We start from the raw sequence: 22,995 nt of genomic DNA, 5'->3' as shown, positions 1-22,995 counted from the left end.
CGCCCCCGCGCCAACATGATGCGCTCAGAATCTACATACGCGTGTCACGGCGTCAATAGCATGTAGTGCCTTTCGGGCGGCTAGTGCCGCGTGGCCGCCTCCTCCTCCATGCGGTCCCAGTGGGCCTGGGCGCGCCGGTGCCACCGGTTGCGCAGGTCGTGGAAGACGGCCGCCGCCCGTGGGCCCGGCCAGTCGTGGTCGAGCAGTTCGGCGGGCAGGTCGGGGTCGAGGAAGGGGAAGCGCCGCCACTCCTGGATCATCAGGACCTGGTGTACGAACGCCTCCCTGTCGGTGCCCGCCGCCCGGCCATCGAAGGTCTCGATGAAGGCGAGATAGCGCTTCTCAACGTCGTCGAGGTCCCACGCGGCGCTGATCAGCTTGGCTGCGTCGCCGACCTCGGCCGACGGCCCCGTCCAGGCGAACGCCCGGTCGGTGAGGTCCAGTTCGCGGACGACCTCGCGGACGGCGGCCTCTTTCGAGGCGTCGGGGATCACCCAGAGCGTGGGGGCGGGCGAGCCGAGTCCGAGCCAGGTGAGCTTGGTGCGCAGGCGGTGCCGCAACCCCCGCTGGCTCTCCGGCACGCCGGCCGTGAGGATCAGCCAGCGCCCGTCCCAGGTGTGCGGGCCGCGCATGAAGCCGTAGATGCGCTCGGTCCCCTCGCGCAGCAGCCGGTCACCGGCCTCGGTCAGGTTCCAGCGCACCTTGCGGCCGTGGCGTACGGACTCCAGCAGTCCCTCGGCGGCCGTGCGGGACAGCGCCTGGCGGGCGGACTTCTCCTCCACGCCGAGCGCTCCCAGCGCGTCGATCAGGCTGCCCGTCCAGGCTTCGCCCGCGCGCGGGAGCACGAACTCGCCCAGCACGGTCAGCAGCAGCGAGCGGGCCCTGGGGCGCCCGGCGGCCGGCTCGGCCACCTGCCCGGCGTCTGCGCGCGAGACCACTTCGCCCTCCTGTCATGCGACGTCCTGATGACGCGCATTCTGCCAGGAAGGGTATGTCCACTCAGTTGCCGGAGCCGTTGTCCAGGCCCGCGGGCTCCGAGGACGCGTCGCCGGACGACACCACCTCGACCCGTCTCCAGCCCGAGCCCTCGCAGAACTTGCACCGCTCGTGCAACGTCGCGGTGCCCATCACGGGCGTGCCGTGCAGCGTCGCGGACACCGCTCGCGGGGTGGCGACCTGGCCATGCCCGTAGCAGTTACCGCAGGTCTGATTCACTGTCCGAGTCGAGGCCACCAGCGCCGTCCCATTCCCACCGCACCACCGGCGGCCGTTGCCCGGCCGTCCCGGTGATGATCTCGTCCTGCTTCCAGCGTGCCGAGTTTCCTAGCCTAGGGCCCCCGCGGCTCACATGTTCCTGGCTCCGGCCTTGATGGCTTCGCGGATGCGGAAGTAGGTGCCGCAGCGGCAGATGTTGCGGATGCCGTCGAGGTCGGCGTCGGTGATCTCGCGGCCCTCCGCGGCGAGGCGGCGGACCAGGGCGACGGCGGCCATGATCTGGCCGGGCTGGCAGTAGCCGCACTGGGCGACGTCGTGATCCAGCCAGGCCTGCTGCATGGGGTGCAACTCCTGGCCGGTGGCGAGCCCTTCGATGGTGGTGACCTCGTCGTCCGGGCGCAGGTCCTGAACGGGGATGGCGCAGAGGTTGACCGCCTCGCCGTTGACGTGGCTGGTGCAGGCCTGGCAGACGGCGATGCCGCAGCCGTACTTGGGGCCGGTGATGCCGAGCAGGTCGCGCAGCACCCACAGCAGGCGTACGTCGCCGGAGGCGTTCACGGTGACCTGTTCGCCGTTGACGCGGAAGGTGTGGTCAGGCACCCGGCGCTCCTCGGTTCAGGCCGTCGGTGGGGGACGGCGGGATGGGCGGGACGGTGGGTTTGGGGGTGAAGGAGAGGGTGGCGTGGTTGATCGGGAAGCTGGTGGGCATCGTGCCGGTGGCGCGGCCGTAGGCGCAGGCGACGGCGGCCATGGACGCGGCCACGCCCAGCTCCCCGGCGCCGCCGGGGTGGTCCGAGGTGGAGGGCATGACGATGATCCGCAGGTCGGGCGGGCTGTTCCATTGCCGGGTGTAGAAGTAGTTGTCCCAGCTGGCTTCCAGGAAATAGCCGTCGCGCAGGTGCAGGCTGGAGGTCAGGGCCAGCGCGATGCCGTCCATGACGCCGCCCATCATCTGCGCCTCCAGGCCGCGCGGGTTGACCGCCAGGCCGACGTCCACCGCGAAGACGACCTTGGTGACGCGCGGCCCGGTCACCCCGTCCCGGATGGGGCGGTTGACGGTTTCGGGGCGGCAGTCGATCTCCACCAGGCAGGCGCTGACCGCCTTGTACTCGGCGTGGAACGCGATGCCCTGCGCGGTCCCGGCCGCCATCGGCCGCCCCCACCCGCCCTCCTCGGCCACCTTCGCCAGCACCGCCCGGGAGCGGTCGTCGCTCAGGAAATCTCGCCGGAACCGGTAGGCGTCCTTGCCCATCCGCGCGGCGAGCTGGTCAACGATCAGCTCGCGGGCGCAGGTGACGTCGGGCGAGTAGACGTTGCGCATGCTGCCGGTGTTGAAGCTCTTGTCCGTCTCGCTGAGCAGCTGGCTCGCGATCCCGAAGTTGTAGGACATCTCCTGGCTCAGATGGAAGAACGTCTGGGAGAAGCCGATGTCCCCCACCGGGAGCCGGGCGGCCAGGGCGGTGATGATCTCGCCGAGCCCGTGGCTGAGGTCGGTGGAGACGCTGGTGTGCCGCTGTTGGTAACTCAGCACGGCCCCGCCGAGGTACGCGGCCCGTACTCGGGAGGTGGCCATCGGATGGACGCGGCCCTGGCGGGAGTCGTCGGCGCGGTGCCACATGAGCTTGACCGGCTTGCCGATCTTCTGTGACACCTCCGCGGCCTCCAGCGCGGCGTCGAAGAACAACTTGCGCCCGAACGAGCCGCCACCCTCGCAGACGTGCACGGTGACCCGGCCGACCGGCAGGCCGAGCTTGGCGGCGATGGTCTGCTGGGCGACGATCGGCGACTTCAGCGCCGACCAGACCTCCGCGCGATCGGCCCGGACGTCGGCGATCGCGCAGTTGGGCTCCAGCGCGCTGTTGCCACGGAAGGCGAAGGTGAACCTGCCCTCCACGACCGGCGTCGGCGGCCTGATCCCGAGCGGCAACTCCGCGGCCTCCAACGCGCGCAGGACGCTCTGGTCAGACTTGCCCGCCGCGCTGCCCGGCCGCCAGGACACCGACAGCGCGCGTACCGCGTCGATGCACTGGCCGAAGGTCTCGGCCCGCACCGCCACCCCAGTGGAGATCACCACCACGTCCGTGACCCCCGGCATCGCACGCACCGCGGCGAGATTGGCCACCGCACCCACCCGGCCGTTGATGGTCGGCGCCCTGCACACCATCACCGGCTTCGCGCCCGGCACATTCAGGTCCATCGCGAACTTCTTGCGCCCGGTCACCGCGTCCAGCGCGTCAATCCGGTTGTGCGGCCTGCCGATGACGGTGAAACTCTCGCGCGGCACGAGTTGCACGGACACCTGCCGGGTGCGGCTGCTCGCGGCCTTCGCCGCCAGCGCGCCGATCCCGACGCTGCCGCCGGCCCGATCGGTGATCACCCCGGCTTTAAGCGTCAGGCCGGTGACCGGCGAGCCGAGTTCGGTCGCCGCGGCCTCCAGCAACCGCCGGCGGGCGATGGCGGCGGCGACGCGAATGGGGGTGTAGGTCGCGAAGGTGGTGTTCGATCCGCCGGTGAGCTGGTTGAACAGCAGCTCGGGGCGGGCGTCGGCCAGCGTGACGCGTACCCGCTCCAGGGGCAGGGCCAGTTCCTCGGCGATCAGCATGGCCGTCGAGGTGGTGATGCCCTGGCCCACCTCCGCGCGCGGCAACGCGAACGACACCGTCCCGTCCGCGTGCACCTCGACCGAGATGAGCCCCGAGGTCGGCAGCGCCGCCGCGGTCATCAGGTCGTTGAGGTCGAGCAGTTGCCCGGCCGACGGGAGCTTGGCATCGGGCGGCGGGGCCAGTTCGGCGGCGGCCACCAGGGTCGGGGCCGCAAGCACATACCCGAGGAACCGCCGCCGCCCGATGGCCCCGCTGTCGTTCATGAGCCTGGACGGTTGGTCGTGGGGATCTCGATCTTGGTCTCCTTGCCCTTGGTGAGGAAGAACAAGATGTACTGCCGGACGGCTTCGTCGATGACCCAGGCGGCCTGGGGCACCAGCGGCAGTGGGATGAGGCCTTCGCGGAACCTGACCAGCTTAGGCCAGGCGGAGCTGATCAGGGGGCCCCATACCGGTTCCCGTCTGATGCCGTCCCAGTCGGCCACCTGGTCGCCGACCAGGTACCGGGCCAGCGCGTTGCACAGCGGCCGGCTGATGCTGCCCGGGCTGGTCTGCTCGGCGAGCTGGCTCAGCAGGATGTCGGTCAGCTCGACGCCTTCCGGGGTCGGACCCATGTTGCGCGGCAGGATCTGGTCCGACTGGGCGTTGGCCGCGTCCCAGGTGGCGGGGACGTACTCGTCCTTGATGCCGAGCAGGTGCGCGCTCACCTGCCACACGTGCAGGTACGCAGCCGACTCGGCGGGCCTGATCGGGACCCGCCATTCGAGCATCTTGCGCATGGCGAAGGTCGGCAGGGTGTGCCAGGTGACCAGCATGTCCTCCTGGCTGATCGGGATGTCGCCGCTCCAGTGCGGCGACTGTTGCAGCAGGTGCCGTACCGCGGCGTGCACCAGCCGGGTCTTGACGCACTCGACGACGCAGGAGCCCTCGGGCCGGTAGGCGTTCAGTGACCCGACCGCGAACCCGAAGATGCTCGTCTTGGCGACGCGGTCCTCCATGTCCGCGCCGCCTTTGGAGTAGTAGACCGACCGTGCCTCGTCGGGGATGGCGGTGGCCAGCATGCCGCCGCCCACCCCGTTGAGCAGGTTGAGGTAGATCCCTCTGGACTTGTTGAACTCGGCGGCGGTCTCCAGTTTCCCGCGATCGGCCCAGGAGGGGAGCTGACGCGCGTGCTCCATGAAGTCCCGCAGGTCCGACGGCAGGCCGTCGGGCAGCGGCTGGTCGTTGCGGGTCCAGTTCCACAGCAGGCGGTTGACCTCGGGGATGGCGCCGCGGTCGAGCAGCGAGGCCAGCAGCGGATCGGCCTCCTCGTCCCACACCCACCGCGGATCGAGGCCCGCGCCCGCACCCGCCACCGAGCCCTCGGGAGACCAGGTCCACGGCGACTTCGCCATTCCGAGCGCTCCGAGCGCTCCCAGGGCGCCGCCTGTAATCAGTACCCGGCGCCTGCTCAACTCCTCCATGTACGCACTCCTCAGGACGGCCGGTTGGTGTCGGGGATCTCGATGCTGATCGGCTTGGCCTCGGACAGGAAGAGCAGGGCGGCCTTGCGCAGGAACTCGTCGAACAGCCAGTACGCCTCGGGCGCCCCCGGGAAGGGCAGCAGACCTTCGCGTACCGCGATGAAGGGCTTCCACGACAGCCTGAGCAGCGGATCCCAGACCGGCTCGCGGCGGATCTTCAGCCAGCCGGCGATCTGGTCGCCGAGCATGAAGCGGGTGAACGCCCCGAGTATGGGCTTGCTGAGGATGGCCCCGTCGACAGAGGCGCCGAGGTTGAGCAGGATGTCGGCCAGCTTGACGCCCTCGGGGGTCGGCGCGAGCACCGGGTCCAGCACCTGGTCGGCCTGCGTGTTGGCCTCGGCCCACGACGCGGGGATGTACTCGTCCTTGATGCCGAGCATGTGTGCGCACAGCTGCCAGGAGTGCAGGAACGCCTCCGACTGGGCGGCCGGGATCGGCACCTTCCACTCGACGAGCTTCTGCATGACGGTCGTGGGCAGGCTGTGCCAGGTGACCATCATGTCCCGCTGGCTGATCGGGATGTCCTCGTCGGCGGCCTGCTGCCATTGCGGCGACTGCGGCAGCAGGTGCCGCACCGCCGCGTGCACCATCCGGGTCTTGACGCAGGTCACGATCATCTCGCCGTCGGGCTGGTACGCGGTCCGATGCATGATGTCGTAGCCGAGCTTGGCGGTCTTGGAGATGCGGTCCTTCATGTCCGCGCCGCCCTGCGAGTAGTAGACGGCGCGCGCCTCCTTGGGGATGACGGTGCTCATCATGCCGCTGGCCAGCCCGTACAGCAGCCCGAGGTAGAGCCCGCGCTTCTGGTTGAACTCGATGACGGTGGTCAGCTTGCCCTGGTCGGCCCAGGACGGGAGCCGGCGGGCCTCCTCCATGAAGTCCCGGACGTCCGCGGGCATTCCGGCCGGTATCGGCTGGCTGTTCTTGGTCCAGGTCCGTAACAGTTCGTTGACCCTGGGCACGTCGCCCCGGTCGAGCACCGAGGCGATGAGCGGGTCGGCCTGCTCGTCCCACACCCACCGCGGGTCGAGGCCGGCGCCCGCGCCCGCCACCGAACCCTCGGGTGACCAGGTCCACAACGAGTGGGCCTGTGCCGGCGTGGCGACGCTCAGTGCGCCGAGTGCGCCCAGCGCCCCGCCCGCCTTCAACATGTTGCGCCTGCTGAGTTTGCCCATGCCTGGTTCCTCCTCCAGGTCGAGGCCGCGCGATTGATACGCTGAAACACGGAATGCGTCCGTGTATCATTTGTCATCACAGCACAACGTGTCGCACATCACAAGACGGTGGCGGCCGCTGTTGGGGACTGGGGCAGAATGAGGGCACAGGAGGAGTTCGTGGAAGCTGCGCTGTCCGTGTTCATGACGCCGCCCGACTCGGAGTCGTTGCTGGAGCGGGCCTACACCGATGCGGTCGAGCAGGTCGGCGACTCGGACGAGCTTCGCGCGCGCATCCTCGACGCGGCGTACGAGCAGTTCTGCCGCATGGGCATCCGGCGTTCCACGATGGAGGACGTCGCCCGCCGCGCCGGGGTCTCGCGCATCACGGTCTACCGGCGCTTCGCCACGAAGGACGCGCTGGTCGAACACGTCGTACGCCGGGAGTTCCGCAGGTATTTCGACCAGTTCCTGATCGACATCGAACAGGCCCGCACCCCGGCCGACCGGGTGGTCCTGGGCTTCGTCAGCTCGCTGCGCGCCATCCGGAGCAATCCGCTGATCGGCGGGCTGATCGCCGCGGAACCGGACCTGCTCGTCCCCTCCATGATCAACGACGGCGGCCAGACCCTCGCGACCGTGCGGCAGTTCGTCGCGGGCCAGCTCCGGCGCGAGCAACGCGCGGGCCACGTCCCGGACGGCCTGGACGTCGACCTCGTGGCCGAGCTGATGGTACGGGTCTCCGCCTCCTTCCTGGCGATCCCGAGCCAGGTCGTGGACCTCGACGACGACGAACAGCTGGCCGGGGTGGCCAGGAGGTTCCTGGTGCCCATGTTGAGCGTTTCCTAGGACTCCTAGTTTTGGGCTATTGTCCCTAGTTGCAGTCAAATGCTCCTAGGGAAGGGTGAACGCATGGCGCGGGCCGGGTTGACGGCGGACCGGGTGACGCTCGCCGGTGCCGAACTGGCGGACGAGATCGGGCTCGACCATGTGACCATGTCGGCGGTGGCCAGGCGGCTGGCGGTGAAGGACGCGAGCCTTTACGCGCACGTACGCGGCCTGGAGGACCTGCGCGGGCGGATCGCGCTGCTGGCGGCCGACGAGAAGACCATCCGCATCGCCGAGGTCACCGCCGGACGCGCCGGCAAGGACGCGCTGGTGGCGTACGCGAACGCCTGGCGGGACTACGCCCACGAGCATCCCGGCCGCTACACCGCGACGCAGATCCCGCTGCAGATCGACCCCGACCTCGTCGCCCAAGCCAGCGGGCCGCGGCGCGCGGTCGAGCTCACCTACAGCATGTTGCGCGCGTACGAGCTGGAGGAGCCCGACCTGACCGACGCGGTCCGGTTGATGCGCAGCACGCTGCACGGCTTCGTCAGCCTTGAGGCCGCCGGCGGATTCGCGCACGCCCGCACCGCGCAGGACACCTGGGCCCGCTGCCTCGACGCCCTGCACACCCTCCTGGAGCGCTGGCCCGCACCACACCACGAAGGAGATCCGTCTTGACCACCCCGACCGCCGGCCGCCTGCGCGTGCCCGGCGCCACCCTGCACTACGAGGTACGCGGCAGCGGCCCGCTGCTGCTGCTCATCCCCGGCGGCACCGGCGGCGCGGCCTCCTTCGACGGCATCGCCGACGACCTGGCCGCCGATCACACGGTCGTGTCCTACGATCCCCGCGGCCTGTCGCGCAGCCCTCTTGACGATCCGCAGGCCCGGCAGGAGGTCGCGCAGCACGCGGACGACGCCTTCCGGCTCCTGGAGCTGGTGGCTCCCGGCGCGTCCGCCCGGGTGGCGGGCTGCAGTTCCGGCGCCATCGTGGCGCTGCACCTGCTCACCGCTCATCCCGAGCGGATCTCGCTCGTCGTGGCGCACGAGCCGCCGGTGGTGGAGGTGCTTCCCGACGCCGCCGGGCATCGCGCGATGCTTGCCCGCGTCCAGGACACCTTCCATCGGGAGGGGCTGATGCCCGCGGCGGCCATCTTCGCAGCCGCCCTCACCCGCCCCGCCACTTCTTCCCCTGACACCACCACTCCTCCCGGCCCTGCCACTCCTCCCGGCAGTTCTGCTCCTCCCGCCACCACCACTTCCCCCGGCACCGCCACTCCTCCCGACACCGCCACTTCTCCCGACACCGCCACTCCTCCCGACACCGCCACTTCTCCCGACACCGCCGCTCCTCCCGGCAGCTCGACTCCTCCCGGCACCACCGCTTCCGCTGTTGTCGCGGCCGAAGCCGAGCTGCCGCCCGAGGCGGCGGCCCGGGTCCAGCGGACGATGGCGGACATGCCCTACTTCCTCGGACGTATCGTGCCGAGCTTCATGGCCTATGTCCCGGATCTGGACCGCCTGCAGGCTCTCTCGGACCGGCTCGTACTCGCGGCCGGAACGGACTCCCGCGGCGAACTGCCCTACCGTCCCGCAGCCTTCATGGCCGAACGGTTCGGCACGGAACTCGTCCACTTCCCCGGCGGCCACACGGGCCTCAGCACGCACCCGGCCGAATTCGGCAAGCTCCTGAGCGCGAAACTCTCCGAGAGAGTGATGTAGATCACTCCATCCCCGGGGCAGGAATGATCGCGCGCAGCGAGGGCAGCGTCGAAGGCCATGATCAAGCTCAATGACCGCGCCCCCTTTCCCTCACTGAGATCATGACGCAGTGTCACTGGTGCTGTCATGGAGCCCGCAAGAGGCTGAAGAACACGCGCATGACCGTTCTGCCCTGAGGAGATTGCCTATGGCCACCGGAAACACTCTCAAGCACACTTCGGTGCTGGCGCTGCTGCTGGTGCCCGTACTCGCCGCGTGCGGTACCCCCGGCAGCGCGCCGGCTCAGGCACAACCGCCGGAGACCTCGGCCCCGGACAAGCCGCCGGCCGAGCTGCAACGTTTCTACGACCAGAAACTGGCCTTCGGCCCCTGCGCCGAGTACGCCATCACCGCGACGGAGAAGAAGGCGTTCGTCGGTGACAGTTTCCAGTGCGCCCGGCTGAAGGTGCCGCTGGACTACGACGCCCCCGAGGGTGAGACCGCCCAGCTCGCGGTACTGCGGATGCCCGCCCGCGGCAAGAAGATCGGTTCGCTGGTGACGAACCCCGGCGGCCCCGGAGGCGCCGGGCTGCTCTCCGCCGTGGCGATGAGCCTGACCCTCAAGAAGAGCCCGACGACCGAACGGTTCGACCTGATCGGGTTCGACCCGCGCGGCGTCGGCGCCTCCACTCCGGCCATCAAGTGCTTCACCGACGCCGAGCAGGACCGCGCCGACAACCAGACGACCCTCATCGGCTCGGCAGGACAGTGGACGGAGCGCGACACCCGGCAGCTGGTCGACAAGTGCGCGGACGCCTCCGGCGGCAAGGACAGCCTCGCCGCCGTCGGCACCCGCGACGTCGCCCGCGACCTGGACGTCCTGCGCGCCGCGCTGGGCGATGACAAGCTCACCTACGCCGGCCAGAGCTACGGCACCCGGCTCGGCGCGGTCTACGCCGAGATGTTCCCGGCCAACGTACGCGCGATGGTCTTCGACGGCGCCGTCGATCCCAAGCTCGGCACCGTCGAACGACGCAAGACCCAGTACGCCGGCTTCCAGCGCGCCTTCGAGAAGATGGCCGCCGCCTGCGCCGCCGACCCCGGTTGCCCGCTGGGCAAGGACCCGGCCAAGGCCACGAAGGTCTTCCAGGATCTCATGCGACCGCTGATCGACAAGCCCGTCCCCGCGGGCAAGGGCCGGGAGCTCACCTACAACCAGGGCACCGCCGGCGTCATCTCCGGCCTGTACGTGTCGGCGCAGTGGCCGGCCATCATCAAGGGCATCGCCGAGGTGAAGCAGGGCCGCGGCGAGACCCTGCTGGCTCTGGCCGAGGGCTTCGCCGGGCGTGACGAGACCGGCAAGTGGAACAACTTCGGCCCCGCCAACTACGCGATCAACTGCATGGACGAGCAGCGCCGTACCCCTGAGCGGGAGGCCGACCTGCGCGCCCAGCTCAACAAGGCGGCCCCCTTCCTCGACCCCGGCCAGGGCGTCAAGGGCACCCGGGACGGCTGCGAGCACTGGCCGGCCAAGCCCACCATGGACTATCCGTACGCCGACCAGATCAAGGGCCTGCCCAAGACGCTGACGGTCTCCATCACCGGTGACCCCAGCACCCCGTACGACGGCGGCGTCAGCCTGGCCAAGTCGCTCGGCGGCAGCCTGCTCACCGTCGATGGCGAGCAGCACACCGTCGTCCAGGGCGGCACCAGCCCCTGCGTCAACGACATCGTCGCCGACTACCTCGTCAACCTGAAGACACCGGCCGACGGCGCCCGCTGCAAGCTCAAGTAAGAGCTCACCGGCAGGCGGCGGCCTGCGGACCGTACAGATGGGCATACCAGCCGGACAGCATCGATGATGCGCCCGCCGTCGAGTACGCCGATCAGGCCGGCCATCCTGATGGTGGAGAACCGGTGTGACACCAGCAGGGCGACCCCGCCCTTCGCGTGCTGCCACTCCCGGGCGGCCTCCGCGTAGCGCTGGTGGAACTCGTACTCGCTGGCGGGGTCCAGGGCGGCGGCCGGCTCATCCAGCACGGCGAGCAACGGCCTGGTTCGCATGAACGCCCGCGACAAGGCGGTCTTCTGCCACTGACCGCCGAACAGTTCGACGCCGTCGCCGAGGACCTCGCCGAGCCGGTCTACCCGCCCTGCAACAGCGGGCGGGTAGACCCGGCTCGGCGCGCGCGATGCCGTGCATCCTGGGCAGCTCGCCCACGCCTACGGTCTCGCGAGCCAGGAACCGGAACCGGCTGAAGTCCTGAAATGCCGAGGTAATACGTTCCCGCCATGCGACCCGCTCCAGTTCGGTGAGCGGGGCTGCCGTCCACGGTGATGGTCCCCGCGGCCGACCGGTGGAATCCGCAGAGCAGCTTGACCAGCGTCGTTTTCCGCTGCTCGTGGTGGTGCAGGTGAGCAGCCTCGACGACACCACCACGGCTCCCCGAACCCACACCACGCCTTCGCACCACCGCCCCGCACCACCGCTCAACATCGCCGCCCCGCACCACCGCTCAACATCGCCGCCCCGCACCACCGCTCAACATCGCCGCCCCGCACCACCGCTCAACATCGCTCCTCACCCGACCCCTCCTCACCCGACCCCTCCTCAGAGGTTGTCTTCGAGTAGAGATATGATCGTTTAGCCGTGGGCCGAGCCCAGGCTTCGCTGGCTGTTGGAGCTTTGTTCCCCAACTTCTCCTCCGTCTAGGGCTGGTTACCAGGCCGCCTGGATCTCTGATCGGTGCCCCAAAGCATCGGGAGATCCGGGGCGGATCAAGGGCGTGATGCGTCCGTCGTCGACTCTGCTCAGTGGATCGAAATTCCCCGCGAGCAGCAGATGGTGCCCAGTGCCGTCGTAACGGATCAGGTTCCAGCGCGCGCCTTCGTTGCCGTCGTGGTTCCTGCTCACCAGGGTGCGAATTTTGCGTCCGTCTGGGACGGAGTACTCGTCTATGGTGTAGTGATGCGGTTGCCGACCATTGGACGGTTGGAGATGGCCGATCAGCATGCTGCGTCCGTTCGGGTTGATCGCCGAGGTGGTGGCTTCCTTTCCTTGAGCTATGACCTGACTGGTCGCGAGTGTGGTGCCAGAGGCGGTCGTGTCCAGAACCCGAGCCTCAGATTTGACCACTAGGCCGAGCGTGCGGCGATCGGCGGCCCAGGAAAGGCTCTCGATCTGTCCTGCGATGTTCGTCGTCCATGTTCGTGTCCTTCTCGCGGGCAGATCGACGACCGTGAGCTGCGCTCCGGGGCAGAAGCGCAACGTTTTCCCCTGACCGCATACCTTGCCGTCGAGGCTGTAGGCGAGTCGAGTGCCGTCACTGGTAACGGCAAGGGAGCTCGCTGTCGTACCGATCACTTTGGGAATCACGTCGCGAACCAACTCGGCTGGTTTGCCTTGTTCATCGACCTGGGCTCGGTAGAACCTCGTGCTGCTTTCCTGTGTCTCGCGGGACTTGACGCTCTGGGCGATGTAGAAGGTCTCACCGTCGCCAGCGCCTGCGAGCAGGTATCCACCGGGCTCCCGCAAGCTTCCCTCCGGGGTCGGGGGCAGCCCGAGCCGGCTCGCGACCTTCCCGGTGCGAGCGTCGTGGACCGTCACGCCGTCATTGCCGGCGATCAGCAGGAAACGCGGGCCAGTGAGAGTGTGCGTTGCGGGCCCGGTTGGGGTCGTGCCTCCTGTTCCGGCCACCATGGCGGCGACTGTGCCTATGACCACGACGACGAGCGCGGCTGCGAGCGGAACCGCCAGGGCGAACCGGCGTGCGGAAACGATGGTCTTCGTTCGCGCCGCCTGTTCGGCAGGGCGCAAGGTTTCCGGGCGAATCTGCTCGGCGTCGGCGGCGAGGGCATCACGGAGCTGATCTTCGAGCCATGACGTCATCGGTTTCCCTCCAGTTTGACGGTGAGTGCCTTCAGGGCTCGAAAGACGGTCGATTTCACTGTGCCACGGCTGATTCCCATGGTTTCGGCGATTTCTGCCTCGGACAGGTCGAGGTAGTAACGCAACACCACGGCTTCTCGCTGGCGGCGGGGTAAGGCGCGTACTGCCTCGGACACCTCCCGGCGTGTCTCTCCGAGCAACGTGACGGCCTCCGCCGACCGAAATGGCGTCTGCCGATCGCCGGTGAACCTGCTCATGATGGACCGGCGCCGGCGAACCATCCGGCATCCGTTCACCACACTCGCCCGTAGGTAGGGCAGGACTCGATCATGGTGGGTCAACCGGCTCCATCGGCGGTGCAGCGCGGCGAAGGCGTCCTGGACGACGTCCTCGGCCGTTTCCTGGTCACCCACCAGCAGGAACGCCAACCGGACCAGGCCCAGCCGGTGAGTCAGGAACAGGTCGGCCACGGCAGCCTCATCCATGGCCGCAGCAGGCGGCCCTCCCTGCGGGGATGGCGCTGGTTCGTCCACCGCTCGTTGAATTGCGAATCGCATACCTCTTCCATGCATACTCGCTGTCCAGGTTGCTTCGTGAGACGGAAGTCACACTTGCGGGGTTCGGCTCGCCGTCAGGTGCGGTAGTGACGAGCAGCGGTGTCAGGGCTGACGTCCAGAACTGCGGCGATCTCGTTCCAGGTGGCTCCGGCCGCTCGGTCGGCGGCGACGGCCGCGGCCAGGACGGCGCGGGCCTGGGCGAGCAGGGGCAGCGCGGCGGCGGTGTAACCGGCGATGGGCCCGGGTTTCCAGCCGGTCTGCTGGGTGGGCGAGACGAGATCTTCGGCGTGCAGGTCCAATGCCAGCTTCCCGGCCGCCTGAGCAAGGTGTTCGGCCTGGTCGCGGAGATGGCGGCGCTGTTTGCGGGTGCCGTCCTGGCGTTGGTGGCGCTGGGTCAGGGGGCGCCAGCGCCTGACGCGGGTGCGGCCGAAGGCCCATCGACAGGCGTCGGAGCAGAACTTGCGGGGCCGACGGCGTCGTCTTCATGGCATTCCCGGCCGCCAGTGACGGCGTGGCGCAGATCATGCAAACGGATCGGCGGCAGGCCGGCTTTGAACGCCAACCGCTCGAAGTGTGTACTGACCGAATCCGGCATCAGGGCACGCCCATACTCCCACGTGAAGACACGCCCCGAATCAACCCAGGCCGAACCCCCAAGCCAGCCGTCGAGTGATGCATCTCCGGCGCACCCTCCTTGACCACTCGACCGACCTTGGTGAGCCGCTTCACCGTCGCCGGCAAACCCTCACCCAGATCGGCATCCACCCACCGCACCCCACACACTTCACCACGACGCAGACCGCAGAAGCGCGGGCGGCGAGCAATTCCTCATTCTTTCGATCGATCTCGACGAGCACCCGCTCGACCACCGGAACGAACAACCGGTCCATCCGCACATCCGCAAGAACTTCCCGGATGTGCGTTCTCCAATTGCTTTCGTATCTGATGAGAGTGCTTTTCGCGGAGATCTTTGAGGTGATTTCGGACTGGCCTGGCGCAGAACTTTGAAAGTGGCGGTGAGCAGGGTATCGGCGCGCCCACCGACGCACCCGGCATGCTGTGCCTGGCCAGACCGGATGACGCTATGTGATGCACATCACATCTCAGAACGTGAATTCGTGGCCGTCGTACGGGCGAAAGCCGACGAACCACTACACAAGGGCTGGAGCACCATGTGATCGCAGAAGAACCCGGCAGGGTCGACGACGCCGAGTTGATCCGGCGCTCGGAACGCGCCCCGGAGGTGTTCGCCGGTCTCTTCGACCGGCACGCGCCCGCACTACGGCGCTATGTCGCCCGGCGACTGGGTCCCTCGCTGGCCGACGACATCGTCTCCGACGCCTTCCTGGCCGCCTTCCGGCGCCGCCACCGCTACGACACGAGCCACCTCGACGCGCGGCCCTGGTTGTACGGCATCGCCGCCCGGCTCATCAGCCGGCATCGGCGGGTGGAGGTCCGCCTCTACCGGGCACTGGCCCGCAGCGGCATCGATGAGATCGCCGAGCCGTACACCGAACGCGTCGACGACCGGATCGCCGCCCAGCAGGCCGGGCTGGCAGGGGCGCTGGCGGAACTGTCGCCCGGTGACCGGGAGGTGCTGTTACTCGTCGCCTGGGCCGAGATGTCGTACGACGATGTGGCCCGCGCGCTGGACATCCCAGCCGGAACCGTCGCATCCCGCTTGCACCGGGCCAGAGCAAAGACGCGCCAGGCGCTCGGCGAATCCCACCCTGTGACCACCCGAGAGGAGTCCTTCGATGGATGATGACCTGCGATCGCTGCGCGAGTGGCGCGCAGAGATCCCCGAGCCGGGCCAGGAATGGACCATTCCGCAGCGCCGCCGGATGCTGACGCGGATCCGGGGGCGCGGGCTAACACTGGGACGCCGCCTGCTCCTGGTCGGAGCGCTGGGAGCCGCCACCGCACTCGCCGTGACCACCCTGCCACCCGCACCGCCCATCCCAAACCCGGCGAACACGCCGCCGGTCGCCCAACTCGACTCCAGCGTGGTGCTCGCCCACGCCGCCGAAGTGGCGGGCAGGCGCAAAGGCGACCAGGTCCCCCTGCCGACGCAGTGGCACTACACCAAGACCCTGGACAAGCAGCCGAACTCGGACACGGTCACCACCAGCGAGGGATGGATGCGCTACGACGGCAGGCAGCACGCCAACGTCGATAGAGGCGGAAAAGTGGTCGTCAGCACCATTTCCCCGGATCCGGGCGACGACGACCTGTCGCCGCAGCAGTACGACGCCAAGCTCCGCGAACTGCCGACCGACCCGAAGAAGCTGCTGGCCAAGGTCACGGCCGATCGACACTGGATCGATTACCCCAAGGAGGAGGGCGTCACCAAGAGCCCTGAGCCCGACGCCGACCGCGCCTACCGGGTGATCATGCTCTATCTGAGCAGGTACGGCACGATGCCGCCGCGGCTGGAGGCGGCCATGTTCCGCGCCCTGGCACTCATTTCCGGCGTCCGCATCGAGCAGGGTGTGAGCGACGCGGCGGGCCGCACCGGCCTGGGCATCTGGATGGAGGGAACCGACACGATCTCCCGCACCTACCACATCCTCGACCGGGATACCTACCGCTACCTGGGAACGCGGGCGGTCTGGCTGCGCGACAGGTTCCTCGGCGGCGAGAGCGAACCCGCCTTCCGCAAGGGCTCGGTGTGGAGCACGGCCCTGCTGTCCTCCATGATCGTCAACCGTCCCGGCCGGCGAGGCTGACCTTCGCCGCACCAACGGGACTCCGGCGAAACCAGCTTTGAGCAGCAGGAGTTCCGGTAGTAGTCGCCGAAGATCCGCCTGCAGGATGCGTCATGCTCGGAACCCTCCACCAGCGAACCCTGAGATCGTCGCAACACATTCCGTGGCGCGACGATCCCTGGAACCCGCCCTCGGTCCATGGGCGGGGCTTCTTTTCTACGGCCCTCTCGGAACTCGTCGGCCGTCGACTGGTCGGCCATGGGATCTCCCCGGGCGACTCGCCCTCGGCAGGGCTCTCGGTCTCGGGCTCAGCACCAGTCGCCTCGGTGGCAGCCATAACGGTCGCCGCCGCTCCCTTCGTGCCGGTGACCATGGCAAGGCTCTGGCCTGCCTGGAGCATGGCTGTCGAGCTTCGAGAGCCCCTACCCTTCACTGAGACTTGAGTGACGGCCCGCCGCCAACTGCGGCATCCCCGCCGAACTCGTTGGTACCGAGGATGAGACACCTTCTGAGATCGCAGGGTTTGTGCATATCAAGCTTGGTTGCTAATGTTCCGGCATATCGATAAACGATAAACCGGGAGCGTCCATGCGCAGCAGCCACCGTTCCTATGTCCGCCCCTCCCTCATACGATTCATGGCATCTGCCACCTTGTGGATCGGCGCCATCGCCGCGTTCTGGGGCATCGCGTACGCCATCAACGGCGCGACACAAGCAGGCGCCTACGTCACCGTTCCCGTCCCCCTGGACGCATTCATCGATCCCGAGTCGGCATTCGCCCACCCCAAACAGCTGCCGGAAGGCACCTCGCTGCAGCCCTCCGGCAACTCCGTTGACCTGCGCGCCTGGGATTCCACCATCCTCGAACAACTCCTTTCCCGCGGAGACACCGCGGTGACCGGCGTTGCTCTTGGCCTGGGCGCAGTCCTACTGCGGAGGCTGCTGCTGTCGATCCTCGAGGGCGAGCCCTTCCGCAAGGGCAACCCTTCCCGGATCGCCCGCCTGGCAGGTCTAGTGGTCCTGAGCGGCTTCGTCGCCAACTTCTTGCCGCAAATAGCGGCGACGATGGTGCTCACCAGAGTAGGTCTCTCCCCTTCAGGCATACCAACGGTGCACATCCCTTTGCTGCCCATAGCGGCGGCCCTGCTGCTTCTCATCCTGGCGGAAGCATTCCGCCGCGGCAGCGAACTCGCCGACGACACCGCAGCGACCATCTGAATGGAGCAAGGACACCAGGTAGTGTGCCACCTCGACCGGCTCCTCGCCGCTCGGAGGATGACCCTGGCCGAGCTCTCCACGCGGATCGGCGTGACTGTGGTGAACCTGTCCATCCTCAAGAACGGACGGGCGAAGGCGGTCCGATTCTCCACACTGACCGCCATCTGCCAGGTCCTCGGCTGCCAGCCCGGTGACCTGCTCACTGTTACGCCACCGACAAGAGAGCCAGCACAGCGACACAAACCCCGCGGCAACTGACGCACCGACGATCCGCTATCCCTTCATCCCACGAAGTGAGTCCTCAAAGGGGCGACGAGCGGTCGAGCATGCACGATGAGCAATCCCGTAATCCCCCGCGGCACGTGCTCATCGTGATCGAGTGGTCACTGTCCACGGCCCTGATGCGGCCGATGCAACACGCCGACCAGGCTAGTGAGGCTGTTCTCGCCATACCCCGCAGCAACACCTCGACGAAAAATCTCCAAGACCGCGGCGGGAAGTGAGCCGTCCACGCCGGACACCCGGGTGGTGTGCAGCACATGTTCCAAACTCGCCACCCCCATGGAGATCCGATCGACATCCCCTTCGTGATTACCCGCGGCAATACGCGGCGCGTAGAACTCCAGGAAATAACGCAGGTCCATGGTCTTCACGGCCTGCGGCAGGAAATCCTCCGCCGAGATCCCATTGGCCTCCGCCACCGCCTGCCCGTGCAGGTAGCCTGCCAGCGCCGTCCAGAACATGTCGATCCCGATCTGGTAGTACAGCGCCGCCAGTCCATGGTCCTCGCCGAGGTAATCGATCCCGGTGAGCACCTCAAGAGCAGGTCTGTGCGCCTCGATGGCGTCCTTGGGCCCGCTGTAGTACGTCATCGCGTCCGGCGTACCGATGCCCGGAGGCGGCACCTGCACCCCACCAGTAATCTGCACGGCCCCGCTTTCGGCCAGCCACGCGGCCGTCCGACGGGCCCTGTCCGGGTTGTCGGAGGTGAGGTTGGCCAGGGTACGCCCGTCCAGAGCCGCAGACGGAGCCTGCGCCAGAATCGCATCGAACGCGTCGTAGTCGATCAGGCTCAGCACCACCAGTTCGTTGGCGGTGAGCGCCGCCTCAACCGTTTCCGCCCTCCTCGCACCCCGCGCCACCAGCCCTTCCGCCTTGGCAGGCGTGCGGTTCCACACGGTCACCTCGTAACCACTGTCGAGATAGGCGCTGGCCATGGCCTGCCCCATGGGCCCCAACCCAACAACCGTCACAGACTTCATCCACGCCTCCTTCCACTACCACTAGAACGAACGCTCTATCTAGCCCGCACGCTAGCACACCCTTAGAACGAACGCTCTATCCAGTACGATGGCAACCATGCGAACCCAGCACGAGGTCGGCACCCGGGAGCGAATCGTCCAGACGACCTCCCGCCTGATGCAGCGCCAGGGATACGAGGCGACGGGCCTCAAGCAGATCTCCCAGGAGGCCCAGGCCACGCTCGGCTCGGTCTACCACTTCTTTCCGGGCGGCAAGCGGGAGCTGGCGGTAGAGGCGGTCCGCCACGGAGACAGAGAGTTCGCGGAATTCCTGCGCACGGCGTTCGACCAGGAAGACGACCCCGCCGTGGCGATCGTCACCTGCACCCGCGACCTGGCAAACGGGCTGCGCGAGTCCGCCTGGCTGGACGGCTGTCCGGTAACCACCACCGCACTGGAGAGCGCAGGACGAGAGCCCGAGATCCAGCAGGCCGCAGAGGACGCCTACGAGAACTGGCGCTCCCTGGTCCGCAACAAGCTCAGACACTCCGGCTTCACCGACGACACGGCTCACGACCTCGCCCACAGCGTAATCAACATGCTGGAGGGCGCAGAACTGTCAGCACAGGTATCCCAAAGCGTGACACCCCTAGAGATCGCTGGCAAACACCTCGCCCGACTCATCAACTCCTACCGCTAAACCACCAACCCACCAAAACGCCAAACCACCAAGACGCCAAACCACCAAGACGCCAAACCGCAAGAAACCGCCGAACCACCAAGGCCACCAAACCGCGAGGAACGGCGAACCCGGGAACCACAAACAGCCGAACCACGAGGAACGGCGAACCGAAGCACCACCGAGACAGCCGAATCGCTGAACCTCTGAACCGCCGAAACCGCCAGCCACCGCACTGCCCGGCACCCCAACCCGTCCACCCGATTGCGGATGATCAGCAGGGATAGAGTGACGGCGTGTCAGACACTGGACTTTTCGCCGGAACAGGCCCGTTCTATGCACAGTTTCGCCCGGGCTACCCAAAGGAATTCCTCGATGACCTGGTTCAGCACTTCACCCTCGACGGTTCCGGACGTCTACTCGACCTTGGCTGCGGCACCGGCCAACTGACCATTCCACTCGCCGAACACGTCGCAGAAGCCGTCGGCATCGACCCCGAGCCGGACATGCTCGCCGAGGCCACTCGCGAAGCACGCGCAAAGGCAATAGGCAATGTGACCTTCGTACGCGGCAGTTCAGCAAACTTACCCAGCAACCTGGGGCGATTCCACCTGGTGACCATGGGGCGCTCATTCCATTGGATGGATCGCGACCAGGTCCTGAGAGCGCTGGCCAACATGGTCGAAGACGACGGCGGCCTGGTGATCGCCAACGACAGTTGCCTGGCGCGACCGATCACCCCTTGGCAACACGCCATCGAAGCAGTCCAGCACCGCTTCCTGGGCCCACTACCTCAATCCGGCGCCACCCTGCCACCCGAGCCACACGAGACAACACTCGCCCGCTCCCCATTCCCGACCTTCACCAGCCTCGTCTACAAATTCGAACGATCGTGGACGACGGAACGCATCATTGGCTACCTGTATTCGACATCACTACCGCTGCGTCAACTACTCGGCAACCGTCGACCAGCTTTCGAACAAGAGGTCACCAACGCCCTACTCGCAGCCAACCCAACCGGACATTTCATCGAACCTGTGGTCCTCCAGGTTCTACTAGCCCGGAAGACTCTCCCCGGTCCTGCCACATAAGCGCGCTCAGCATCACCTGCGCCAACCCACCTCCCCAGCAACACCAAACATTCATCTTCCCAATTCAGCACAGGACGACCACCTCTCCCGCCCAATCCGGTTGCGCGCCCGCCTGACCGCCCTGCTTGGCCACCATTACTGCAAAGTCCTCGCGCACCGACTCGAAGCCGTCCGCGACCGTGCCGTGCACATCCATCCTGCTCATCGCCTGCCACCCTTCGAGGGTGAGTGCTGATCGCCGACAATGGATAGTCGCGTCCTGACCTGGCCCCACGACGTCATATCACGCGTTACCGCTGCTCCTGCGAGCGTTCAGGTGACGTGACCGGAACGACGTGAGACAAGGCGCTGCGGAGGATGCTGGCGAAGGAATCGGTGGTGCCGGGCTTGAGCCAGTGTCGGCCCGCCACGCGAATGGCGCCGGCCACCGCGGCGGCCGTGACCGCGGGGAACAGGCCGCTGCCAGGGGCGATGCCGGTGCGGTCCGCGATGGCCTCGGCGAGCGGGCCCTCCGCCACACTGAACGCTTTCAATGCCTCGCCCTCCAACTCGGGTGTCGACATGATCATGCTCAGGCCGGCCTTATCGGGCTCCGGGTCGGTGTACAGCTCGATCACAGCCGCGATGACGGCCTGCTCCAGTGACTCCTCCACGGGCCGGGAGCGCAGCGCCAGACCCACCCGCCTGGATTGGTCTGCCTGGAATGAGCAGATCGCCTCCTCCCTGCTCGCGAAGTAGTTGTTATACGTGCGCGGCGAGACGCCCGCAGCCATGGCGATGTCATGGACGCGCACGAGAGCGAGTCCGTTAGGGCCTTGCTCGATGGCCAACTGGAGCGCGGCGTGGCCGATCGCCTGCCGGGTGGCCTGCTTGTTGCGCGCCCGCAGGTCCATGGCGTCGTCGTTCATGGCTGAAGCATATCCGATATTGCGCGCCGCGCAACTGATGCGTGACGCGCAAGTTGTGTGTAGAGTTCGGGACGACGACCGGCACTCGCACCGAGAGTGCCGCCCAACCTGACGTGCGCCGGGACAGGGAGATCCGCAGGTGGGGCAACACGCCTCGCGAGGACCATCCGCCCGGGCGGGGCAGTACGCCCACACGCAAGTCGCTCGTCCAGGGGAAGGCCAGAATCCCGCACAGAAGCCATTCGTCCAAATATCGGGATGCCTGCACGAAAGCCATTCGTGCAGGAGGCAAGGCGTCCGTACGACAACCATTCATGCAGGAAGCGGGCGCCCGTACGGCGACCACCCGTCACCGGCATCGTCACGGCGGCGTCCTGGGGCGGCGTCCTGGGGCAGCGTGCCGGGGCTGGTCGAGTAGCAAACACCCTAGGCGTGGTTCCGGGCGACTCCTGGGCCTGGGCCTGGGCCTGGGCCTGGGCCAGGGCCGTGCCAAGCCGTCTGAATTTCGCCCAGACCACGGTTATCGGTCCGCCTCCCCCAGGAGGTCGCGCAACCGTTCCCTCTCATGTTCCACCCGCACGACGATCACATTCGGAGGCTCTTGATGCGTGTCCATGGTGTCACCTACGACACCGGCTTTCTCTCCGCCGGAACCACCACCCACGAACCCTTCGATCCGGACATTGTCCGCCGCGAGATGCAAATCATCCGCGAGGACCTGCATTGCGACGCAGTCCGCATCACAGGAGGAGACGCCGATCGCCTGGAGATCGCAGCGCGTCACGCCGCCCAGGCGGGCCTGGAGACCTGGTATTCGCCGTTCACGAACGGCCTCACCCAAGGCGAGTTGATGGCCTTCATCATCGACAGTGCCGAACGGGCCGAACGACTGCGGCGGGAAGGAGCTCGCGTCATCCTCCTCACCGGCTCTGAGATCAGCCTGTTCACCAGCGGATTTCTGCCCGGCGACAATTTTCAGGAGCGGCTTGGCTTGATGGCCGAGCCCGCGCGGCTACGCGCCGCGCTTCCCGGCCTGCACGCCCGCGTCAACGCCTTCCTCCGCCGAGCCGTCGTCGCGGTGCGCGAACGTTTCGGCGGCCCGATCAGCTACGCTTCCCTGCCTCTCGAAGGCGTGGACTGGGGTCCGTTCGACATCATCGCCACCGACGCGGGGTACCGCGACGCGACCAGCGCGCCCGGTTTCCGCGAGGGCGTACGCACCCAGACCGCTCAGACCAAGCCGTTCGCCGTCACCGAGTTCGGCTGCACCACCCACCGCGGAGCCACCGCTCTGGGCGCACGCGGAGACTCCATCGTCGAATGGGACGAGCGTGGCCGCCCCCACCTGACCCAGACCCCCGAACGGGACGAGGAAGAACAAGCTGCCTACGTGCGGGAGCTTTTCGAGATCTACGACGATGAGGGTACGGACGCTGTCTTCGTCTACACCTTCGCCTCCCGGCATCTGCCCACGTCCTCCGAGCCCGCACGTGACTTCGACACCGCAAGCTTCGGCATCGTCAAGGTCCTTGAGCGCGACCGTACAGGCAGGGCCTATCCGGGTTTGCCATGGGAACCCAAGGCGGCCTTCCACGCCGTGGCCGAATACGGGCAGGCCAGGACAGCCACACGGCCCCAGACGACCGACCAGACTCAAACGACCGAACAAACACGAGTTC

24 protein-coding genes are annotated in these 22,995 nt (G+C 67.6%); 11 read left to right on the top strand and 13 right to left on the bottom strand.

The window, feature by feature from the left end; translation table 11 throughout:
* Positions 1–80: 80 nt before the first annotated feature.
* The 6 genes from AB0I81_RS24680 to AB0I81_RS24655 form a co-directional block, all read right to left on the bottom strand.
* Positions 81–938, bottom strand: coding sequence for a PaaX family transcriptional regulator C-terminal domain-containing protein (locus AB0I81_RS24680; protein WP_360660485.1), 858 nt, complete (start codon positions 936–938; stop codon positions 81–83).
* Between the two features lie 61 nt (positions 939–999).
* Positions 1,000–1,215: a hypothetical protein gene (locus tag AB0I81_RS24675; protein ID WP_360660482.1), complete on the bottom strand. Its 216-nt coding sequence runs from the start codon at positions 1,213–1,215 to the stop codon at positions 1,000–1,002.
* 129 nt (positions 1,216–1,344) lie between these two features.
* Positions 1,345–1,815 (bottom strand): (2Fe-2S)-binding protein, encoded by a 471-nt coding sequence (locus AB0I81_RS24670; RefSeq protein ID WP_360660480.1) that lies wholly within the window; start codon positions 1,813–1,815, stop codon positions 1,345–1,347.
* The gene (locus tag AB0I81_RS24665; RefSeq protein ID WP_360660477.1) at positions 1,808–4,081 is read right to left on the bottom strand and encodes a molybdopterin cofactor-binding domain-containing protein; all 2,274 of its coding nucleotides are present in this window, start codon (positions 4,079–4,081) and stop codon (positions 1,808–1,810) included. The genes AB0I81_RS24670 and AB0I81_RS24665 overlap by 8 nt, the downstream gene beginning before the upstream one ends.
* Positions 4,078–5,280 carry an oxygenase MpaB family protein gene (locus AB0I81_RS24660; protein WP_360660474.1) on the bottom strand — a complete coding sequence of 401 codons (1,203 nt, stop codon included), beginning with the start codon at positions 5,278–5,280 and terminating at the stop codon, positions 4,078–4,080. The genes AB0I81_RS24665 and AB0I81_RS24660 overlap by 4 nt, the downstream gene beginning before the upstream one ends.
* 11 nt (positions 5,281–5,291) lie before the next feature.
* Positions 5,292–6,515: an oxygenase MpaB family protein gene (locus AB0I81_RS24655; RefSeq protein ID WP_360660472.1), complete on the bottom strand. Its 1,224-nt coding sequence runs from the start codon at positions 6,513–6,515 to the stop codon at positions 5,292–5,294.
* Between the two features lie 183 nt (positions 6,516–6,698).
* On the opposite strand from AB0I81_RS24655, the gene AB0I81_RS24650 reads away from it, so the two are divergent.
* From AB0I81_RS24650 to AB0I81_RS24635, 4 genes are all read left to right on the top strand, one after another.
* The gene (locus AB0I81_RS24650; RefSeq protein WP_360660720.1) at positions 6,699–7,343 is read left to right on the top strand and encodes a helix-turn-helix domain-containing protein; all 645 of its coding nucleotides are present in this window, start codon (positions 6,699–6,701) and stop codon (positions 7,341–7,343) included.
* A gap of 63 nt (positions 7,344–7,406) precedes the next feature.
* Positions 7,407–8,003, top strand: a complete 597-nt coding sequence (locus AB0I81_RS24645) for a TetR-like C-terminal domain-containing protein (protein WP_360660469.1) — start codon at positions 7,407–7,409, stop codon at positions 8,001–8,003.
* Positions 8,000–9,046: an alpha/beta fold hydrolase gene (locus tag AB0I81_RS24640; protein WP_360660466.1), complete on the top strand. Its 1,047-nt coding sequence runs from the start codon at positions 8,000–8,002 to the stop codon at positions 9,044–9,046. The genes AB0I81_RS24645 and AB0I81_RS24640 overlap by 4 nt, the downstream gene beginning before the upstream one ends.
* A gap of 187 nt (positions 9,047–9,233) precedes the next feature.
* Positions 9,234–10,820, top strand: a complete 1,587-nt coding sequence (locus tag AB0I81_RS24635; protein WP_360660464.1) for an alpha/beta hydrolase — start codon at positions 9,234–9,236, stop codon at positions 10,818–10,820.
* Here AB0I81_RS24635 and AB0I81_RS24630 read toward each other — a convergent pair.
* The 4 genes from AB0I81_RS24630 to AB0I81_RS24615 all read right to left on the bottom strand — a co-directional run bounded on the left by AB0I81_RS24630 (position 10,766) and on the right by AB0I81_RS24615 (position 13,770).
* A complete protein-coding gene (locus AB0I81_RS24630; protein WP_360660461.1) occupies positions 10,766–11,089 on the bottom strand; it encodes a hypothetical protein in 324 nt (107 codons plus the stop codon). The genes AB0I81_RS24635 and AB0I81_RS24630 overlap by 55 nt on opposite strands.
* 655 nt (positions 11,090–11,744) lie before the next feature.
* The gene (locus AB0I81_RS24625; protein WP_360660459.1) at positions 11,745–12,914 is read right to left on the bottom strand and encodes a hypothetical protein; all 1,170 of its coding nucleotides are present in this window, start codon (positions 12,912–12,914) and stop codon (positions 11,745–11,747) included.
* Complete coding sequence (locus AB0I81_RS24620; protein WP_360660456.1) at positions 12,911–13,384, bottom strand: SigE family RNA polymerase sigma factor; 474 nt, start codon at positions 13,382–13,384, stop codon at positions 12,911–12,913. Before AB0I81_RS24620 ends, AB0I81_RS24625 begins: the two co-directional genes overlap by 4 nt.
* A gap of 161 nt (positions 13,385–13,545) precedes the next feature.
* A complete protein-coding gene (locus tag AB0I81_RS24615; protein WP_360660453.1) occupies positions 13,546–13,770 on the bottom strand; it encodes a hypothetical protein in 225 nt (74 codons plus the stop codon).
* 875 nt (positions 13,771–14,645) lie between these two features.
* Between AB0I81_RS24615 and AB0I81_RS24610 the strand changes: the two genes are divergently transcribed.
* The 4 genes from AB0I81_RS24610 to AB0I81_RS24595 all read left to right on the top strand — a co-directional run bounded on the left by AB0I81_RS24610 (position 14,646) and on the right by AB0I81_RS24595 (position 17,655).
* The gene (locus AB0I81_RS24610) at positions 14,646–15,236 is read left to right on the top strand and encodes an RNA polymerase sigma factor (RefSeq protein ID WP_360660451.1); all 591 of its coding nucleotides are present in this window, start codon (positions 14,646–14,648) and stop codon (positions 15,234–15,236) included.
* Positions 15,229–16,200 carry a CU044_5270 family protein gene (locus AB0I81_RS24605; protein WP_360660449.1) on the top strand — a complete coding sequence of 324 codons (972 nt, stop codon included), beginning with the start codon at positions 15,229–15,231 and terminating at the stop codon, positions 16,198–16,200. Before AB0I81_RS24610 ends, AB0I81_RS24605 begins: the two co-directional genes overlap by 8 nt.
* Positions 16,201–16,815: 615 nt before the next feature.
* On the top strand, positions 16,816–17,397 hold the full coding sequence (locus AB0I81_RS24600; protein WP_360660446.1) for a DUF2975 domain-containing protein: 582 nt from the start codon (positions 16,816–16,818) through the stop codon (positions 17,395–17,397).
* On the top strand, positions 17,398–17,655 hold the full coding sequence (locus tag AB0I81_RS24595) for a helix-turn-helix transcriptional regulator (RefSeq protein ID WP_360660443.1): 258 nt from the start codon (positions 17,398–17,400) through the stop codon (positions 17,653–17,655).
* A 125-nt stretch (positions 17,656–17,780) separates the two neighbouring features.
* Here AB0I81_RS24595 and AB0I81_RS24590 read toward each other — a convergent pair whose 3' ends face one another.
* Complete coding sequence (locus AB0I81_RS24590) at positions 17,781–18,659, bottom strand: NAD(P)-binding domain-containing protein (protein ID WP_360660440.1); 879 nt, start codon at positions 18,657–18,659, stop codon at positions 17,781–17,783.
* Between the two features lie 97 nt (positions 18,660–18,756).
* Between AB0I81_RS24590 and AB0I81_RS24585 the strand changes: the two genes are divergently transcribed.
* Together AB0I81_RS24585 and AB0I81_RS24580 are read left to right on the top strand one after the other, a co-directional pair.
* Positions 18,757–19,338: a TetR/AcrR family transcriptional regulator gene (locus AB0I81_RS24585; protein ID WP_360660437.1), complete on the top strand. Its 582-nt coding sequence runs from the start codon at positions 18,757–18,759 to the stop codon at positions 19,336–19,338.
* A gap of 275 nt (positions 19,339–19,613) precedes the next feature.
* Entirely contained in the window at positions 19,614–20,408 is a 795-nt protein-coding gene (locus AB0I81_RS24580) for a class I SAM-dependent methyltransferase (protein ID WP_360660435.1), read from the top strand.
* 64 nt (positions 20,409–20,472) lie between these two features.
* Here AB0I81_RS24580 and AB0I81_RS24575 read toward each other — a convergent pair whose 3' ends face one another.
* Positions 20,473–20,613, bottom strand: coding sequence for a hypothetical protein (locus AB0I81_RS24575; protein ID WP_360660432.1), 141 nt, complete (start codon positions 20,611–20,613; stop codon positions 20,473–20,475).
* 85 nt (positions 20,614–20,698) lie between these two features.
* Complete coding sequence (locus tag AB0I81_RS24570) at positions 20,699–21,316, bottom strand: TetR/AcrR family transcriptional regulator (protein ID WP_360660431.1); 618 nt, start codon at positions 21,314–21,316, stop codon at positions 20,699–20,701.
* A gap of 565 nt (positions 21,317–21,881) precedes the next feature.
* Between AB0I81_RS24570 and AB0I81_RS24565 the strand changes: the two genes are divergently transcribed.
* Positions 21,882–22,995, top strand: a 1,114-nt coding sequence (locus AB0I81_RS24565) for a hypothetical protein (protein ID WP_360660428.1), incomplete at its 3' end; no start/stop codon positions are given.

This window comes from Nonomuraea sp. NPDC050404 (genome assembly GCF_040655495.1).
Taxonomy (GTDB): domain Bacteria; phylum Actinomycetota; class Actinomycetes; order Streptosporangiales; family Streptosporangiaceae; genus Nonomuraea.
The sequence above is the reverse complement of the archived record's forward strand: the minus strand, read 5'-3'. Positions and strand labels throughout refer to the sequence as shown.